The following is a 16,975-nucleotide window of genomic DNA, read 5'->3' as shown; positions in this document are numbered from 1 at the left end:
CATGTCGCGTGGGTGCAAAATGAGCTCAACGAAACACCCCGACAAATCCTCGGCGGCGCAACCCCACGTGAAATACTTAACGAACTATTCAAGCGTGGCGCATCCACCGCTTGATTCCGCCTGCCCTTTTTCTATTTATGGATTTGGACTTTTATTGTGTCACAGCTTTCTCTCACCCCCGCCCGCAAGGCCATGGTCATCGCGGGTGCATTAATCGTTGCCGCGACTTGGATTTACCTGGTGCTTTTGCGCCCCACGGACTGGCATTCTGTTGCTGGTTCGACTGAAGCGCTCGTTACCCTGAGCGGCTATCTTATCGGCGCCGCGCTCCTGCTTGCTGGCACCGTGCCGGCTTTACCAGCGCGAACCATCGCCATCATCCCGGTGGCGCTGGTCCTTAATATTGTCGTTGGTGAAATCATTGGTTCAATCGGCATACCTCTCTATATCGATTCCGTGGGAACTATCCTGGTAGCCGCGCTTGCCGGTCCCATTGCTGGCTTGGCTACCGGCACGCTGTCTTCTGTCGTCTGGGGCTTGCTCAACCCCGCTGCTTTGCCTTTCGCTGCAGTGTCCGCCGCCACGGGATTCCTATCCGGATTCGTCATCAAGAAGGGCGCATTTACCAAGGTATGGTGGGTCATTTTCAGTGGCGCCGTCATTGGCATTGTCTCCGGCATGCTCGCCGCCCCTGTCGCTGCCTTTGTTTATGGCGGTACTGCGGGTCTTGGTACGGGCGCGGTTGTCTCGCTCTTTCGCGAGCTGGGCAATTCCCTTATCGCCTCGGTTACCCTGCAGTCCTTCATCTCAGATCCCCTGGATAAAACGCTGGTTTTCCTCATCGTCTGGGCAGCGGTAAAAGCTTTGCCGCAACGCACCCGTGAATCGCTGCAACCACGCTGATGAGCCGCCTCCATCCTGCCACCGTAGTCACCATTGCGGCCTGCGGCTGGCTTCTTACCTTGGCGCTGAACACCCCAGTGGCGTCGGCAAGCGTCATGCTCGTTGCCCTTGCCTGCGGTACTGTATCTACCCGCAACGCCTCCGTGATTTTGACTACGATTGCACTGAGCGTGCCCGCGGCCCTTTCCATGCTGGTCATTCATGCTCCCTACGGTGACACCCCAGTTGCGCCTCTGCTTACTGCCGACGGCCTAATACTCGCCGGTAGCCTCAGCCTCCGCTTCTGTGCGCTCATGGCCTGCTTCATCGCGGCAATGGCGGCGCTGCGCATCGCGGATATCGCCAAATGGCTGCAAGTCTCCCGCGTCGGACACAAGGTGGCGTATGTGGTTGGTTCCTCCCTACAGACCTTGCCCCAAGGTGCGCATGCCTGGCGATGCGTCCGTGAAGCCAACCAATTAGCCGGAATCACCATAACCTGGCGCAATACCATCTCTCGCGTCATTATTCCTGTCATCGCTCGCCTCCTCATCCAAGGAACTCAACGCGGCCAAGCCCTGGCCGCCATCGGGTTCGACCAGGAAGGGAAACGCAGCTTATTGCGGCCCGTTGCCGATTCCAGGTTGTCCCGAGTCTTACGCTTCCTTATCCCGCTAGTGTGCCTTGCGGTGGTGATTGCTAGATGGATCTAGCCCACCTTCGCCCCACCCCTGGGACCATCGTTCAGGTTCTCGTCGATCCTGATAAAGCAGTGGAAGATGTTGCGGCGCAGCTAGCGGAATCTCTGTCCACCGCAGCAATCATCGGCACGGATGCTTCCGCACAAATTAGTTTCCTGCGCGAGTCCTGCATTGAAGAAGTAGTACTAGGCCTGGAAAACGCGGGTGTGCCTGCGGAGGAGATGCAAGTCCGCGGGGACCATATGCTTAGCGCAGTGGGCCTTTCGGCCTACTGTGAACATGACCCCGCGCAGCTGTCTGGCGGCCAAACTCGCAGATTAGCCGCAGCCTGTGTGGCCATCCGCGAGCCTGCGATCATGATCATTTGTGAACCCGCAGCTGGCCTCGATTCAGAGTCGCGCGCACAAGTGATTAACCTTCTGCAGGCAATGCCGCATACCTGCGTTATTGCCGTCTCGAGTACTACCTGGCCAGAGCTAGGCGGAGAAATCATAGGAACAGAACCACTCGTAGCACCCCTCAACCTGCCGCGGGTATATGCGCGCGGGCGGCAGGGGAGCATAGGCCCGCTAATTGCCCAGCGAGGACCAAAGAAGAAAAGGTGGTGGCAATTTTCCCAGCCCACCGGAACAACTTTTAGCGTCGGCCCCGTAGAAATCCCCACCGTGGAAGCCGGGGTGACATGGTTGCGCGGCAATAATGGTAGCGGTAAAACGTCGCTCTTGCGCGCCGCCGCCGGGCTTGATGGCGGGGGAGTTGTACGAAATCTTCCCGCCCTTGCTATGCAGTCGCCGTTTGACCAGGCGGCATTTTCCACAGTGGAGGAATTTGTACCCAATGAAGCTTTGCGCAACCTGCTGGGATTAAATCCTGCTGATCATCCCTTAGATTTGTCATCATCACGCCTGCGGCTTGCGCAAGTGGCCCACGTTATTGGGCAGCACCGCCAGAAGGTGCTGCTCGACGAGCCAGATACCTTGCTTTCCGCCGCGGACCGATGGCTTATGCACCAACTAATCCACTACGGATTACAGTCCGGCAGTGCCTTAGTGGTTACTTGCCATGATCCGCAGTTTGTGGCGGAAATATCGACCTACGCCCAAGTCACGGAAAAGAAATTACCGTCACCGCACCGCTGAGCACATGCGAAAAGCTCCCGGCTATTGCGCGTTTCAAGTAACAAGCAGCCGGGAGCAGGACTGTTCAGACGGGATTAAGACAGATCCGCCTGACCGCCACGGATAGATTGCTCTACTAAGTCAAGGACTTTTTCCAGCTCTGCGGTTTCGCCCAAGGCGAGCCGGTTGATGAACCCATCCATAAACACCTCTAGATAGATAGCCAAGGTGTCGATATTAACATCATCGCGCAGGCGGCCCTTGTCCGCATTGGACGCCAAGCGTGCGCGCACGGCCTCGCCACGAACCGACTGGTTTTCCTTCCACCTAGCGGCGAAGGAAGGATCAGTGCGGAGGAGGGAAGTGATTTCCAAGCGAGTGGCTAGCCAATCGTGACGCTCAGGATGCTGGAGCATCTCACGCATAACCTCAACCAAGCCATTGTGGGCTACGACCTCGGCCTGACGGGCGGCATCTTCTTGCGCCAATGCAAGAAAGAGAGACTCTTTGTCACCGAAGTGGTGAAAGATTGCGCCGCGGGACTTGCCCGTTGCCTGTTCTAGTAGACGAACTGTAGCTCCCTCGTACCCGTGCTCTGCAAAACACCGGCGAGCGCCTACGAGAATGTCGTGCCGACGGCGGCTGAGTTCAGATTCGCTGACGATTGGCATAGTAGGCAACTCTCCTTAATGGGGAACGTCTAAAGAATAATAAATCAGTAATTTTGAATAAGAATAAAATCTATGCGACGAAACGCGGGGCCGCAGCGCCCTCTACTGGGGAGGGCGGTGCAACCCCGCGTTATCGACCGAACCTAGGCCCTTAGCCCCTTCAGGGGCTTAAGGATTGTGCGAAAAGCGCCTAGCTCTTGACCATCTGGCGCAGGACGTACTGCAGGATGCCGCCGTGGCGGAAGTAGTCAGCCTCACCCGGGGTGTCAATGCGGACGTCAGCGTCAAACTCGACGGTGTCGCCGGACTCCTTGGTGGCGGTGACGTGGACGGTCTTCGGGATGGAGCCTTCATTGAAGGCGGTGATGCCCTCAATATCGAAGGTTTCAGTGCCATCCAGCCCCAAGGACTCGTGGGACTCGCCCTGTGGGAACTGCAGTGGGATAACGCCCATGCCGATCAGGTTGGAACGGTGGATGCGCTCGAAGGACTCAGTGATTACAGCCTTTACGCCAAGCAGGTTGGTGCCCTTTGCAGCCCAGTCACGGGAGGAACCAGTGCCGTACTCCTTACCAGCGATGACTACCAGTGGAATGCCGGCTTCCTTGTAGTTCTGGCAAGCATCGAAGATGAAGGCCTGTGGGCCGCCTTCCTGGGTAAAGTCACGGGTGTAGCCACCAGTGACATCGACCAGCTGGTTAGCCAGGCGAATATTCGCAAAGGTACCGCGCATCATGACCTCGTGGTTACCACGGCGAGAGCCCAGGGAGTTGTAGTCCTTGCGTGCAACGCCGTTTTCATCAAGGTACTGCGCAGCCGGGGTGCCCGGCTTAATAGCGGAAGCAGGGGAGATGTGGTCGGTGGTGACGGAGTCACCCAGCTTCGCAAGAACGCGAGCGCCCTTGATGTCCTCAACCGGGTTTGGCTCGGTAGGCATGCCATCGAAGTAAGGAGCCTTGCGGATGTAGGTGGAATCCTCATCCCACTTGAAGGTCTCACCTTCCGGCACGTCCAAGTTGCGCCAAGCCTCGTCGCCCTTAAAGACGTCGGCGTAGTCAGCCTCGTACATCTCGCGGGAAATAGCGGACTGAATGGTGTCCTCAATCTCCTGCGGGGATGGCCAGATGTCCTTCAGGTAGACATCGTTGCCTTCCATATCCTGACCCAGTGGCTGTGCATCAAAGTCAAAGTCCATGGTGCCGGCAATGGCGTAGGCGATGACCATGATTGGGGAGGCCAAGTAGTTCATCTTGACGTCTGGGGAGATACGACCCTCGAAGTTGCGGTTACCGGAAAGAACCGCGGTGGCAGCTAGGTCATTCTCATTGATGGCTGCGGATACCTCATCCGGCAATGGGCCGGAGTTACCGATACAGGTGGTGCAACCGAAACCGGAGAGGTAGAAGCCCATTGCCTCGAGGTCCTTCCAGAGATCTGCACGCTGGAAGTAACCATCAACAACCTGGGAACCAGGGGCACAGATGGTCTTAACCCACGGCTTGGACTGGAGGCCCTTTTCTGCTGCCTTGCGAGCAATAAGACCTGCGCCCACCATCACGGATGGGTTAGAGGTGTTGGTACAGGAAGTGATGGAGGCGATAGCGACCATGCCGTGGTCCAAGGTGAACTCGCCACCATTCTGGGACTCAACGGTAATCGGGTTGGAGTGACGGCCCTTTGCACCAATAGCGGAGGACTCGCCGTGGCCCTCGCGGGCCTTATTCAAACCGCCGGTGACGTCCTCCAATTCCGGAGCGCCGCCTTCTGCGGACATGCGCTTTGCCTCAACAGAGGTTTCATCGACGCAAACCTCGTCGGTGGTGTAGTTAGCCAAATCCTTGCGGAACTGCTCCTTGGCCTCGGTCAGCAGGATACGGTCCTGCGGGCGCTTTGGACCAGCAATGGAAGGAACAACGGTGGACAGGTCCAGCTCGAGGTACTCGGAGTACTTTGCCTCCGGGGCATCCTCTTCCAGCCACATTCCCTGCGCCTTGGCGTATGCTTCAACGCGGTCGATCTGCTCCTGTGGGCGGCCGGTGAGTTCGAGGTACTTGGTGGTCTCCTCATCAATTGGGAAGATCGCCGCGGTGGAACCGAACTCAGGGGACATGTTGCCGATGGTGGCGCGGTTAGCCAGCGGAACGGACTTGACGCCGTTGCCGTAGAACTCTACGAACTTCTGGACAACGCCGTGCTCGCGCAGCATCTCAGTGATGGTAAGTACAACGTCGGTTGCGGTAACACCGGTTGGAATCTCGCCGGTCAGCTTGAAGCCAACGACCTTCGGGATGAGCATGGATACCGGCTGTCCAAGCATCGCAGCCTCTGCCTCGATGCCGCCAACGCCCCAGCCAAGAATGCCCAGGCCGTTTTCCATGGTGGTGTGGGAGTCGGTACCGATACAGGTATCAGGGTAAGCAAGGCCCTCGTTGTCGAATACAACGCGGGACAGGTACTCGATATTAACCTGGTGGACGATGCCGGTTCCCGGAGGTACAACGCGGAAGTTGGAGAAGTTCTCAGCACCCCAGCGAAGGAACTGGTAGCGCTCTTCGTTGCGCTGGTACTCAATTTCAACGTTCTTTTCCAGTGCATCGGTGGAGCCGAAGGCCTCAACGATGACGGAGTGGTCAATAACCATCTCGGCTGGGTTGAGCGGGTTGACCTGATCCGGAGTACCACCCAAGGCAGAGACAGCCTCACGCATGGTAGCAAGGTCAACAACGCAAGGAACGCCGGTGAAGTCCTGCATGAGCACGCGTGCTGGGGTGAACTGGATTTCGGTGTCTGGCTCCGCTTCCGGGTCCCAGTTTGCCAGGGCGTTGATGTGGTCCTTGGTTACGTTCTTGCCGTCCTCATTGCGCAGCAGGTTCTCTGCTAGCACCTTGAGGGAGTAAGGCAACTTCTCCAAGCCGGAGACGGAGTTGATGTCAAAGTAGTCATAAGACTTGCCGTTGACGTCAAGGGTCTTCTTGGCCTCGAAGGAGTTCAAGCTTTCAGTCACAGGGAGCTCCATTCCTTGTTGATAAACAGTGTGTTCTGTTTGGTACTCGTCGTCTGTCGTTACCGCGGGGCGGTGCTCTGCGTCTACGGTCACTAATGTGACAGGACGCGACCATGGGGCCCGCAGTGCTGAAGGCGACAAAGAACGCGATGGTTCACCTAGATATTGTAGAGGCTAAAACCTTCGGTCGCTGCCATTGTAACAGTACAAGCGTTCTGTTTCACCTTTTCGGGAAAACCGGCGAGTTGAGGAGTTGGGTCGCTTCAAGCTGCCCGTATCTTGGGGGAGAAGTAGTTTAGGGGCCCTATATATAAGGAAGGGATTCGCATGGTTCCCGCAGGGGTAGATATATCTGACTTGGCGAATCAGCTCAAAGACGATGGCGTGGCCTATACGGCCACGGCGCTTAGCCACGATGCCACACTCAATGCGGATGTGAGCAAGGGGTTGCGGGACGGCGACGGTGTTGCCGTAGTTGATGTAATCGATGTTCGGGCCCCCGACGTCCGCGACATCGCCCAAGAGCTTCAAGATGCCACGGGATTGAACACAGTCATTGTCCAGACCCCACAGCATGTCTCTTCGGTCAGTGATACTTATAGTCGAGCCGATATTGAGTCAGTACAGGCGCAACTGGCGCCCGGGCTTGACCAGGTGGACCTACTGGCTAAGTACTACGGGGGACTAGACCAAATCAGCTTCCCGGTGGCAACAATTGTGGGTGCGGTTGCTGTGATTGCTGTGTTTGTCTTGGTTAGCTCTTTCATGGTGGCAAGCCGACGCAAGTCTGAAGGGCTGTAAGCGGACCCCAGGGGTATGAAAGGCAGGGCGCCTCGGCATTGAGCGCTGGATCCGAGATTCCAAGTAAAGCCTCTTGAACAAGGTGGAGACTGTAGGAAAATAGGTTTGTTCGAAAAAGTTTCAGATAAGTAGCTGAAACTTTTGCGAACCGTTTTAGGAGGAAAGTAATTTACGTAAAGGCCACCAGGGGGTGGGGTAGAGGTGCCCGGGCGGCGATGAACAAGTTGCTGTCTCGTTTATTCGTAGGAGTGATGAAGGCGTCTAAAAATTGGGTGCCGAAGCAGGGGCCCGTATCCGATGACAAAACGATTAGGGGTGTCGGTGAAAGGTGTGGGAAGGGCAGGGGAGGGGACAAAGTAAATTCTTAGGGGTTGACTCGGGGTGGGGGAGTGGTCGGTTTGCTTCTATACTGTCCACAGGGGCCGGTTCGAAGCGTGTGTCCATCTAGTTGGCCTGTGATTAAAATCACAATAACGGGATGGTAACAAAATCATTGCAGGTTAGGTGCTCATGTTGAGTCATGTGAATTAACTTGACTCACGTGAATTGCGGGAAAGTTGTGCGAAGCGGGCGTGTCGTGACGTAAGGTTCGGATGTCGACTCAGGGGACATTTCTTGCTTCCTGGGTTCATGGGCTTAGCCTTGACTGTCACGAGAGAACTCGCACGGGTATGTGGGGAAGCACGCCTCGAGCGAATGATGGAACATCGAGTGGCCGTTCTTGGAAGTCAATGAACCGGGCTCCATCGAAAGAGATTGGGGATGCAAGTTAAAAACTTGAGCGATTGCAATGTTCGAAAAAATTAAGCATCAACCCACCTTCCGTTTATGAGGTGAGACGGGTTCATTAGAACTCCACCGTGTGGAACTTTTGGTGCGAATCTTTCGATAGGGCAGAGCGCGAAGCTCAGAGCCACGAAAGGGGTGCACGGATAGGTCCATAGGGTTTGGGTCTAGGAATTCCTGTTCACTCCGCCAGGGCCAGCTTCGTGTGGCCTGTTCATGGTTTGTGGCTGCTTGCCCTCGACGGCTCAGGATTGTTAAAGGGCTAGACCTTTTAGCAAAGCCAGCCGGCGCCGCGGCGAGTTATGCCAGAACCCGTAGAGCAGTTCTCACGGCGCTCAGTGCAATAGAACGTGATCGGGGCATGCGGAATCTTGGGTTGTAAAACGCATCCTGGAACGTATGTCGCAAATATCGCGAACGAGTAAGTGGACTTCGCAGTCATGGAAACTTCTGCTGTGAACAAAGGATATGTGTAGACCTTTTGCGCCAGCCTGTTGATTTTGGGCGAGTAGGCTTTTAACAAATTCAGCCGGATCCAAAGGTGTCTGATTCTCGCTGTTGTGGGGAAACAGTAGCGATTTAAGGCAGTCGGCTGGAATGCGATAAAGGTCAGGTTTTCCAGTTACAGCACGAAAAGTCCCTGGACTGTTGGGTGGTCCATAGAAACAACACGCCCGGAGTGAAGTCTCAGCCAATTGAGGCAGTCCATAACCATTTACCCCTCTAGTGTCTACGGGCGCTTGAGAATAGCTTCGCGTACCTATCTTTATCATCTCGAGGCGATTTTCTAGTTACCCCGGTTAGACATGCGATAACGCCTGCGTTTGTGCGAAATAGGCAGGCGGGGAGCCCGGGCATTCCTATGCCCGGTAGCGGTGATGGGCACTTCTTAAAGGAACTGTGTGGGTCCAATCTAGGAGTATTTCAGTGGCCACCATTCGCCTTCCGCGCATTCGACATGTTCGCGCTTTCCTTGCTGCAGTAGTAGGTACCGCAGCCGTATCAACTCTTTCTACCGTAGCGCCAGCAGGCGCCGATGATTCACCGGCGGACAATGCTGGTGTAATCCAAGCACACGACTCAGAGCGTGCGGCAATCGACCGCGCGGTTAACAACGCAGACTCTTTGCAGGGGGCTGTTGAGGCTTCGCGTGCAGAGCTAAGTCGAGCGGAAGCTGATGTCGCTGAAGCCGAGGATCGTATCGCTCGGATCCAGAGCCAAATGGAACAAGTTAGCGACGATCCAGGGGCGAATGAAGAGTACCTTGCTAGCCTGCAGGGCGAGTTGGATCAGGCAGACAAAGACAAGCGAGACGCCGAGAATCGTGTGGTGCAAGAGCGTCGAGAGTTAGCACAAGATGAGGCTCGACTGAACGCTACCCAACGGTTTGCGGAGGCAACTTTTGCTCGCCAGCAGGGAGCGGAATCCCAGGAGGCAAACGAAAGCGGTCTTCAGCTCTCTCAGCAGGACACGCTTGATACCGGCCTAAATCCAGTTAATGAGCTTGACAATCAAAAGGCTTCCGACGCCGCAACGGTCAACCCTGAAAACTTGACCGAAGAAATCAAGTCAGAAAACTTTACCGATGAGGTTGTTGGGGAGGGGGTCCCGCAGGTTTCTGCTGGCCCGAACGCGTCCAATAATTCGGAAGAGCGAGGCGCTATCAACCAGGGTGGTACCGCTCCGGAAGCTGAATTTGGAAACGCCCTCAATCAGGGTGCTACCCCGAGGTTTCAGAACGTCGACTTCGCAACTGGGTCCTCTGTAGATGATGCGCTCGGACTTGCGAATGATATCGCTGCTGCAGTTGATGAGGACGATGTGCGCACCCTCATGCAGGGCTCATCTGACTTGCTTGGATTGGGAAGCCCGAACACTGCACCCGCTGCTAGCGCTGATGCGCCTGAGGTGGACGAGGTGACGGAGTCTGACGATGCTATTGCGGGCGCAGATGCTGGGCGTGATGCTCAGATTGAGGCCGTCATTTCCCGTGCTGAATCTCAGGTTGGCGTGCCTTATGTTTGGGGCGGCGGCGATAACAATGGTCCTACCGGTGGGCTCCGAGATGGCGGAGTGGCTGACTCTTTCGGTGATTTCAACCAGTCGGGCTTCGATTGCTCTGGCCTCGTAAAGTACGCCTACGCGGCAGCTGGCCTGGACCTGCCTCACTACACTGGCGCACAGTACCAGCAGGGCAAGAAGGTTCCTCGCGACAACGCGAAGCGCGGTGACCTTATCTTCTACGGTCCTGGTGGCAACCAGCACGTAGCTATCTACCTAGGTGACGGCCAAATGATTGAGGCGCCACAGTCTGGTCAGACTGTTTCAGTAGTTCCAGTTCGCTGGGGCGGTGCTACTCCCGACGTCGTGCGCCTTCTCTAATCTCGAACTTTTGGTTGGTATTGTTTAGGGCATGACTGACGCACAACAGAATGCCCAAAACTTCGACGCCCTCCTCGTCCTTTCTTTCGGTGGCCCGGAAGGAAACGAGGAGGTCGTTCCGTTTTTGGAGAACGTTACCCGTGGTCGAGGCATTCCTCGCGAACGGCTTGAAGTAGTGGGTGAGCACTATTATCACTTCGGAGGCGTAAGTCCGCTCAATGCGCTCAACCGTGAAATTATCGAGCATGTCCAAGGTGAGCTGAAAAAACGCGGACATAATCTACCGGTTTATTTTGGCAACCGGAATTGGCATCCCTTTGCCAACGAGACCGCAGAACAGATGTCTCGGGACGGTATCCGTAAAGTAGCTGTGTTTGCCACCTCCGCATGGGGTGGGTACTCCGCGTGCCGGCAATATGACGAAGATATTCAGCGCATGCGCGAGCATCTCGCGCAGCAAGGCCTGCCGGAGATTGAATTTACGAAGATTCGTCAATTCTTTGATCATCCGAAATTTGTGGCCGAAATGGCCACTGCCGTAACGGAGGTCTGGAAACAAGTTTCAGCTGATAGGAAGCGGACTACCCGGCTTTTGTTCACCGCGCATTCTGTCCCCGTTGCGCACGATAACGTTGGCGGCGCGGAAGGAGATAAAAACCTCTACTCCCGCCAGGTGGCTGAGGCGGCGCGGTTGGTGGCGTTGCAGGCCGGTATTTCCGATTATGACCTTGTATGGCAGTCACGCTCAGGCAATCCACGCACTCCGTGGCTAGAGCCCGACATTGTTGATCACACCACTGAGATTCACCACAACGAAGGCGTCGACACGGTTGTGGTTTGCCCAATTGGTTTCATCTCCGACCATATGGAGGTTATTTGGGATCTCGATTCCGAGCTGCAGAAGGCGGCCGAGGATATGGGGGTCAGGGTCGTGCGTACCCGTACTGCAGGCCCGACCCCTCGGTTTGCAGAAATGGTGGTTGACCTTATAGAAGAGCTGGAGCATGGCCGCGAGAAGGAAACCAGCGGGCAGGTGACCGTGCAAGGGTGCACGCTCAATGGTGCGCCGTGTGCCGCGGGATGTTGCGATATCTGGTCCCGCTAACGCGCGAACTCTCCGAGTGCATAGGCAACGCCCGTCATGCGGGCCTGCCGGATGTGGCGCCACAAGCGAAGTAATTGCGGGTCAAGGCTGTGATCGTTGATGCGGTCGGTAACCGTTTCGATGATCGCGGCCACTCGGTCGGCACGGGCGAAGAGCTTGGCTGCTCGGGCCGGCGTTGATTGGGGAAGGCCGGGGGTGTCATAAAAGTCGCTTAAAGTTCCTACGGTGAGGCGGGGGTTGGGCAGTGCTTCAGTGCTATACCCAGTTGCGGCGATAAGGTCAGCGGATTCATTGGTTGCTTGAGCAAGCAGTGCGTCGGCTTCCCCAGGGCTCAGCCAGGCGGGGGCGGGGAGCTGCTGCTTTTCGACGATCACCTGCCACGCGGTGTGGCTGCGGTGGATATGAGGTATGAGGACTAAGTTGCGCGTGGGATTGTTGGTGCGAACTATGATTGCTCCGGCGGAACTTTGGATAGCTGCGTGATAGGACTCCGATCCTGCGGGTAGGGCAGGGGGCTCTCCCGGCCCGGAAAGCGCGAGGCGTACAATGGGTTCCGCGTGCTCACCGCGCTTCGCGGTAAGTTCAGCGGTCTCTGCGCGCAGCATCGCTAGCACATCGACGAACGGTGCTTCATCCACACTCTCCGGACGCCCGCCCAGTTCTTTAAGAGCATCTAGCAAATCATCGGTGGTTTCGTGTCCCCACAGCCACGAGCCCAGCCAGACAGCGGTGTTTTGTAAAGGTGACCATACTTCGGCGCGCATATCCATGACGAGCCAGTCTAATAGATAGACTAACGGGCCATGAGTTTTGATCCTTATGGCGGAGACATATTTGCTGGCCACTCGCGGTCGAAGCCGCGTCAATATCCTGAGGTGCCAGCTGAGCCCGGAATGGTAGTGGAAGTACGTGGTGACGACTTTGTGGGTGCTGTCATGGGGGTGGATAAGACCGTTTTCGGTGAGGTAGTTCGCCTTGAGGATCGCCACGGTGTGGAACGCGTTTTTAATTTGGTCAAAGGCGGGTTCCTAGTGGAGGGTAAGCCGGTTACGCTTACCCGGTACGTCGAAAAGCAGGCACCCCGCAAGTCCAACTCCGGTTCCCGCCGCGTAGAAAACGTGGAGGCTAAGGTCGCCGCGCCCTCGCGCATTTGGGTGGAAGGTGTCCACGACGCCGCTATTGTGGAAAAGGTGTGGGGCCACGACCTACGCGTGGAAGGCGTAGTGGTGGAATACCTTGAAGGCCTGGACAATTTGGAAGACCGCTTGGCGGAATTTCAGCCCGGACCCGGCCGCAGGGTAGGTGTGTTGGCTGACCACCTCGTTCAAGGTTCCAAGGAAACCCGGTTAACGGAAACCGTGGGAGAGCATGTCCTAGTCACTGGTCATCCATTCATCGATATTTGGGCAGCGGTGAAGCCGCAGCGCGTGGGATTGCGTGCATGGCCAGAAGTACCTTATGGCGAGGACTGGAAGACCGGAATGTGCAGGCGCGTGGGGTGGAGCGACCCTAAGGACGGTTGGCGTCATGTGTATAACGCCGTGCATTCTTTCCGTGACTTAGATTCCAGTCTGATTGGCGCGGTGGAGCGGCTCGTGGACTTCGTTACGACGCCCGAACTGAGCAAGTCTGATTTGCTCTAAGGCTGGGTAAGATTCGCGCGTTCAATCAGGTTGACGGCCAACTGCCATCCAGCCAACTCCGCGCTCCAGCCGGCCGCCTGGAGGCGCTGCGACATGGCTTGTTTAGAAATCCCTAGCTCTTCGGCGGCCTCATTTTGGTTCAGCCCAGCACGCACGAGTGAGGTAGCCTCGCGCCCCTCGATAGTGCGCTTGTGCAAAACATATCCCAGCAGGGCAAAGGTGGCCGCGATATCGCTTGCCTCGGAAGCGCGGCCACGCTTGTTGATCTTGGCGTAGACTTGGCCCATACGGGCGGACTTCCGCAACGCGGCGGTAGCTATTTGGCGTGCCCCCTCCTCATCTTCTTGGTTGCCGGGGCTTATACCGATGCCGATGGCCCAGTCGCCGTCGGCAAGCAAGGCCATGACGACGTCGCAGACGGCCGTTGCTGAATCAACTACGGCGCAAATATCTTCCACGCCAAGCACATGGAACTCTCCAACGCCAGAAAGAGTTGATAGGGCCGACGCAGAACGCTGGACCAACTCTGCACGACGCACGGAACGGCCACGGTAGCGGGCGTGGACAGCAAGCATGGAAAACCTCCCTCTAAGAACCTAATGCGAAATAGTCTACCGCTCGAACTTGACTTAAGGGCGAGTGGGAAGCCGCGAATCCATATAAAGCCCGCTCGCTCCAATCGCAGCGAAAACCACCATAGCGAGGACGATGCCGGGAGAGGTATGTCCGGTGAGGGTATCGCCGAAGAACACGCCCAAAGCCGTAGTAGGAATAGAACCGACAAGGGTGGCCAAGGTGAAGTGGCTGAGCTTTACCGGAGTAAGGGCAGCAACGTAGTTCAGGAGGCTAAACGGGACGCCGGCTACCATCCGGAGGGAAGCGATGGCCAGCCACCCGCGCCGCTCGAGATGCGCGTTGATTGTGAACACTGCGGGATGGGTCAGGTGCGGGCGGATCCAGGCTCCGAGGAGCTTGCGGACGATAAGAAAGGACAAAGCCGCTGATACCGTCAAGGCGCACAGGGAAAGCGCGAGTCCCTTCCACGGGCCAAATAAGAGTCCTGCGGCTACCGTCCAGAACGTTCGAGGAAAGGGAAACTGGGTAAATATGACATAACCTAGGGTGAAGATGAAAGGGGACCATGCGCCAAATCGGGTGGAGGCATCACGCAGGTGAGCCACATCCGGCAGATCGTAGAAATAAAGCACGGCGAGGAGGGCGATTACTGCAGCGAGAACGGCTATCCACCGCTGCACGGTCCACCGCTGGATTGAGCGCCAAGCGGACCGAGCGAGCGAAAGCAGGAAGTGGCCGAAATTGCGCACCCAACTCAGAAATGTGGTCATGGGGAAATCGTAGTCCTTGAGGGAGTGCAGGATAGAAAAATCCGGCGGCTACCTCGTGGTAGCCGCCGGAAGTCTGTGCCCGAGGGGGGACTTGAACCCCCACGTCCGTTAATAGGACACTAGCACCTCAAGCTAGCGCGTCTGCCATTCCGCCACCCGGGCAGGGTGTTTGTCAGCCTCTCGGCTGGGCACTCCGATACTGTATCTTGCGTGGGGTGTGCTTTACAAATCGCCAGCGTAGGGCGCCGAAAAGTCCATGCGTGAAGGGTGGTGAAATACATGGGTGTAATCCGGCCTAGGCGTCGTACTGGGGTACGACTGTAGTGTGACCATGGCGTGCGGTTACACCACATCGACATCGCCTTGTGAGGTGGGGTACAAATGGGTCTATGACTTCTTATGCAGATGACTCCCGTTTCCCTGGACCAGATCCCTACGCACCGCTGCGTGATGTTCCTTCCTTTGTTCTTTCTTCCACCGACGTGGTCGAAGGCGATGAGCTGCAAGAAAAGCTTCGCGCTCCGGAAAGCGTTTCCCCTCAGCTTGCGTGGTCCGGTTTGCCTGAAGGCACTAAGTCCCTGGCTGTGACCTGTTTCGACCCGGATGCACCCACCGCTTCTGGTTTCTGGCACTGGGCGGCCTTCAATATCCCCGTTGAGGTAAGCGAGTTGCCTACCAATGCTGGTGCTGCAGAAGACCTGGGCATTGACGGTGTTATTAGCTTGCGCAACGATTCGGGCGAGCGCACCTACTATGGTGCCAACCCGCCTGCCGGTCACGCACCTCACCGCTATCTGTACGCAGTCCATGCAGTAGACGTGGAGAAGCTCGATATCGACCCAGATGCAACCCCGACTGTGCTCGGTTTCAACCTGCATTTCCACGCGCTCGGCCGTGCCATTTTGTGGGGCTGGTACGAGGCAAAGTAATGGCAAGTGGCTCTAGTGCATCGCAGGCTAGCCCTCCGGCGACCCTGCGGGTCGGCGGCGCCTTCATGGTGGTCGCATTCGTGCTGGCTCTCTTCGCGCTAATCTCTGTCTTTTCGGATGGCTGGGGAGCCGACTTCGCATGGACGTATTCGAAGGTGGCTATTGTTGCTGCCGCGTTCCTCGTGGGGGCCTTTAGCACCATGAGTAAAGGCCAGGCGGGAAGCCGCGCCCAGGTTGTGGCATTAGTGGTTGCGATCGTAGTCATTGCGGCGAGCAGCTTCTTACCCGGCGGGATTTTATTCACCCAAGCGCAGTTTTGGGTGGTGTTCTACGCCGGCTTCGCAGTCCTGTGCGCACTTATTCTCAGGCGCAGCGCTATGGCGCAAGCCTAGCCAGTACCGTGTTTAATCAATGAAAGTCCGCCCCCAGCTGCTTAGGGTAGAGCAGGTGGGGGCGGACTTTCTTGTTCAACCAAGAGTCTCTATAGGGATTAATCCACGGGTTTCCATGGCAGGCCAGAGCCAACCGCTTGGGAAATATTGCGCAAGCGGTGGGCGCGGATTTGGGCGGCAATGCCACGGTGGATATCGCGGATCCAATCCGGACCGCCATAGATGAGGCCGGTGTAGCCCTGCAACAAGGAAGCGCCGGAAGTGATGCGTTCCCACGCCTGCTCCGGCGTGGAGATGCCCCCGACGGAGATGAGGGTGAGCTGGCCTCCGACACGCTCATTGAGACGGCGCAGCACCCCCAGAGAGCGCTCGGCTACCGGGGGACCAGATACGCCACCGGCCCCCATTTCCGCTACCTCGGCAGGAGGGGTCTTGAGCCCCTCGCGGGAAATGGTGGTATTGGTCGCTACGATACCGTCGAGACCGAGTTCAAGGGCTAGGTCTGCCACGGCATCTACGTCGGAATCCGAAAGATCGGGAGCGATTTTCACCAACACTGGAACGGCGGTGCACTCTTGCACGGCAGAAAGAATGGGGCGCAGCGACTCCACTGCTTGCAGATCACGCAGGCCCGGGGTATTCGGCGAGGAAACGTTGACTACAAGGAAGTCAGCCAAGTCGCCCAATACGGAAGCAGAGCGGCGGTAGTCTTCCACAGCGTGCTCGGCAGGGGTGACTTTAGTCTTGCCAATATTGATGCCGATAACATCGCTGTAGCGGCGCTTGCGGAGGTTTTCTGCAGCGGCCGCTGCGCCTTCATTGTTAAAGCCCATGCGGTTCAAGATGGCCTTATCGGCCTTTAGGCGAAAAAGTCGCGGCGCAGGATTTCCCGGCTGTGCTTGGGCGGTGACGGTGCCCAACTCCGCGAAGCCGAAACCAATCGGGGACCAGGTATCAGCAGCGGCGGCATTTTTATCAAACCCTGCAGCTAGTCCCAGTGGGCGGGGAAACTCTACGCCAAAGACCTCTTGGCGGAGCACCGGATCGTTGACCGGCAGCACCTTTGCCAAGGCCCGGTTGGCCGGACCAGCCGCCTGGAGTCCACTCAGTGCGGTGTTGATAATTCCGTGGATTCGCTCCGGGCTGAGCTGAAACATGCCTCGCAATGCCACTTGGTAGGCCTGCGCGCGCAGTCGATCGATTGTGCTGGTCATG

Annotated in this window: 15 protein-coding genes and 1 tRNA gene; 9 read left to right on the top strand and 7 right to left on the bottom strand. The window is 57.0% G+C overall.

Annotated elements, in window-relative coordinates; translation table 11 throughout:
- Window positions 1-156 precede the first annotated feature (156 nt).
- Genes MHK04_RS07530 through MHK04_RS07520 form a run of 3 tightly spaced genes read left to right on the top strand, consistent with a single transcriptional unit; the run spans window position 157 to window position 2,722 of the window.
- Window positions 157-903, top strand: coding sequence for an ECF transporter S component (locus MHK04_RS07530; protein WP_411350915.1), 747 nt, complete (start codon window positions 157-159; stop codon window positions 901-903).
- Window positions 903-1,595: an energy-coupling factor transporter transmembrane component T family protein gene (locus tag MHK04_RS07525; RefSeq protein ID WP_023021524.1), complete on the top strand. Its 693-nt coding sequence runs from the start codon at window positions 903-905 to the stop codon at window positions 1,593-1,595. The genes MHK04_RS07530 and MHK04_RS07525 overlap by 1 nt, the downstream gene beginning before the upstream one ends.
- Window positions 1,586-2,722, top strand: a complete 1,137-nt coding sequence (locus MHK04_RS07520) for a hypothetical protein (RefSeq protein WP_023021525.1) — start codon at window positions 1,586-1,588, stop codon at window positions 2,720-2,722. Before MHK04_RS07525 ends, MHK04_RS07520 begins: the two co-directional genes overlap by 10 nt.
- 74 nt (window positions 2,723-2,796) lie before the next feature.
- On the opposite strand, the gene MHK04_RS07515 is transcribed toward MHK04_RS07520, so the two are convergent.
- Both MHK04_RS07515 and acnA read right to left on the bottom strand, forming a co-directional pair.
- Complete coding sequence (locus MHK04_RS07515; RefSeq protein WP_023021526.1) at window positions 2,797-3,372, bottom strand: TetR/AcrR family transcriptional regulator; 576 nt, start codon at window positions 3,370-3,372, stop codon at window positions 2,797-2,799.
- Window positions 3,373-3,562: 190 nt separating this feature from the next.
- Complete coding sequence (acnA, locus tag MHK04_RS07510) at window positions 3,563-6,376, bottom strand: aconitate hydratase AcnA (protein ID WP_239208994.1); 2,814 nt, start codon at window positions 6,374-6,376, stop codon at window positions 3,563-3,565.
- Between the two features lie 327 nt (window positions 6,377-6,703).
- Between acnA and MHK04_RS07505 the strand changes: the two genes are divergently transcribed.
- The 3 genes from MHK04_RS07505 to MHK04_RS07495 all read left to right on the top strand — a co-directional run bounded on the left by MHK04_RS07505 (window position 6,704) and on the right by MHK04_RS07495 (window position 11,450).
- Window positions 6,704-7,177: an Rv1476 family membrane protein gene (locus tag MHK04_RS07505; protein ID WP_239208996.1), complete on the top strand. Its 474-nt coding sequence runs from the start codon at window positions 6,704-6,706 to the stop codon at window positions 7,175-7,177.
- A 1,713-nt stretch (window positions 7,178-8,890) separates the two neighbouring features.
- Window positions 8,891-10,345 carry an NlpC/P60 family protein gene (locus MHK04_RS12270; protein ID WP_239208367.1) on the top strand — a complete coding sequence of 485 codons (1,455 nt, stop codon included), beginning with the start codon at window positions 8,891-8,893 and terminating at the stop codon, window positions 10,343-10,345.
- Window positions 10,346-10,376: 31 nt separating this feature from the next.
- Window positions 10,377-11,450, top strand: a complete 1,074-nt coding sequence (locus MHK04_RS07495) for a ferrochelatase (RefSeq protein WP_239208366.1) — start codon at window positions 10,377-10,379, stop codon at window positions 11,448-11,450.
- On the opposite strand, the gene MHK04_RS07490 is transcribed toward MHK04_RS07495, so the two are convergent.
- Window positions 11,447-12,220 (bottom strand): Rv1486c family protein, encoded by a 774-nt coding sequence (locus tag MHK04_RS07490; protein WP_239208365.1) that lies wholly within the window; start codon window positions 12,218-12,220, stop codon window positions 11,447-11,449. The two genes, MHK04_RS07495 and MHK04_RS07490, sit on opposite strands and share 4 nt — an antisense overlap.
- A 33-nt stretch (window positions 12,221-12,253) precedes the next feature.
- Here MHK04_RS07490 and MHK04_RS07485 point away from each other — a divergent pair, with 33 nt between their 5' ends.
- Entirely contained in the window at window positions 12,254-13,093 is an 840-nt protein-coding gene (locus MHK04_RS07485; RefSeq protein ID WP_239208364.1) for a DUF3097 domain-containing protein, read from the top strand.
- On the opposite strand, the gene MHK04_RS07480 is transcribed toward MHK04_RS07485, so the two are convergent.
- The 3 genes from MHK04_RS07480 to MHK04_RS07470 all read right to left on the bottom strand — a co-directional run bounded on the left by MHK04_RS07480 (window position 13,090) and on the right by MHK04_RS07470 (window position 14,601).
- Window positions 13,090-13,668, bottom strand: a complete 579-nt coding sequence (locus MHK04_RS07480) for a hypothetical protein (protein WP_023021534.1) — start codon at window positions 13,666-13,668, stop codon at window positions 13,090-13,092. The genes MHK04_RS07485 and MHK04_RS07480 overlap by 4 nt on opposite strands.
- Before the next feature lie 54 nt (window positions 13,669-13,722).
- Window positions 13,723-14,439, bottom strand: a complete 717-nt coding sequence (locus tag MHK04_RS07475) for a TVP38/TMEM64 family protein (protein WP_023027855.1) — start codon at window positions 14,437-14,439, stop codon at window positions 13,723-13,725.
- Window positions 14,440-14,515: 76 nt separating this feature from the next.
- Window positions 14,516-14,601 (bottom strand) — tRNA-Leu (locus tag MHK04_RS07470).
- 227 nt (window positions 14,602-14,828) lie between these two features.
- Here MHK04_RS07470 and MHK04_RS07465 point away from each other — a divergent pair.
- Together MHK04_RS07465 and MHK04_RS07460 are read left to right on the top strand one after the other, a co-directional pair.
- A complete protein-coding gene (locus tag MHK04_RS07465) occupies window positions 14,829-15,368 on the top strand; it encodes a YbhB/YbcL family Raf kinase inhibitor-like protein (RefSeq protein WP_086587667.1) in 540 nt (179 codons plus the stop codon).
- Window positions 15,368-15,760: a hypothetical protein gene (locus MHK04_RS07460; protein ID WP_396335061.1), complete on the top strand. Its 393-nt coding sequence runs from the start codon at window positions 15,368-15,370 to the stop codon at window positions 15,758-15,760. Before MHK04_RS07465 ends, MHK04_RS07460 begins: the two co-directional genes overlap by 1 nt.
- Before the next feature lie 98 nt (window positions 15,761-15,858).
- Here MHK04_RS07460 and MHK04_RS07455 read toward each other — a convergent pair whose 3' ends face one another.
- Window positions 15,859-16,974 (bottom strand): quinone-dependent dihydroorotate dehydrogenase, encoded by a 1,116-nt coding sequence (locus tag MHK04_RS07455; protein ID WP_239208362.1) that lies wholly within the window; start codon window positions 16,972-16,974, stop codon window positions 15,859-15,861.
- Window position 16,975 lies beyond the last annotated feature (1 nt).

It is taken from the genome of Corynebacterium nasorum (assembly GCF_022345765.1).
Lineage (GTDB): Bacteria > Actinomycetota > Actinomycetes > Mycobacteriales > Mycobacteriaceae > Corynebacterium > Corynebacterium kefirresidentii.
Note: the sequence above shows the minus strand (reverse complement) of the source record. Positions and strands in the feature narration are given on the sequence as shown.

Coding starts and splice junctions, on each gene's coding strand:
- MHK04_RS07525 (WP_023021524.1), top strand. CDS start 903: ATGAGCCGCCTCCATCCTGCCACCGTAGTCACCATTGCGGCCTGCGGC.
- MHK04_RS07520 (WP_023021525.1), top strand. CDS start 1,586: ATGGATCTAGCCCACCTTCGCCCCACCCCTGGGACCATCGTTCAGGTT.
- MHK04_RS07515 (WP_023021526.1), bottom strand. CDS start 3,372: ATGCCAATCGTCAGCGAATCTGAACTCAGCCGCCGTCGGCACGACATT.
- MHK04_RS07505 (WP_239208996.1), top strand. CDS start 6,704: ATGGTTCCCGCAGGGGTAGATATATCTGACTTGGCGAATCAGCTCAAA.
- MHK04_RS07495 (WP_239208366.1), top strand. CDS start 10,377: ATGACTGACGCACAACAGAATGCCCAAAACTTCGACGCCCTCCTCGTC.
- MHK04_RS07490 (WP_239208365.1), bottom strand. CDS start 12,220: ATGGATATGCGCGCCGAAGTATGGTCACCTTTACAAAACACCGCTGTC.
- MHK04_RS07485 (WP_239208364.1), top strand. CDS start 12,254: ATGAGTTTTGATCCTTATGGCGGAGACATATTTGCTGGCCACTCGCGG.
- MHK04_RS07480 (WP_023021534.1), bottom strand. CDS start 13,668: ATGCTTGCTGTCCACGCCCGCTACCGTGGCCGTTCCGTGCGTCGTGCA.
- MHK04_RS07475 (WP_023027855.1), bottom strand. CDS start 14,439: ATGACCACATTTCTGAGTTGGGTGCGCAATTTCGGCCACTTCCTGCTT.
- MHK04_RS07465 (WP_086587667.1), top strand. CDS start 14,829: ATGACTTCTTATGCAGATGACTCCCGTTTCCCTGGACCAGATCCCTAC.
- MHK04_RS07460 (WP_396335061.1), top strand. CDS start 15,368: ATGGCAAGTGGCTCTAGTGCATCGCAGGCTAGCCCTCCGGCGACCCTG.
- MHK04_RS07455 (WP_239208362.1), bottom strand. CDS start 16,974: ATGACCAGCACAATCGATCGACTGCGCGCGCAGGCCTACCAAGTGGCA.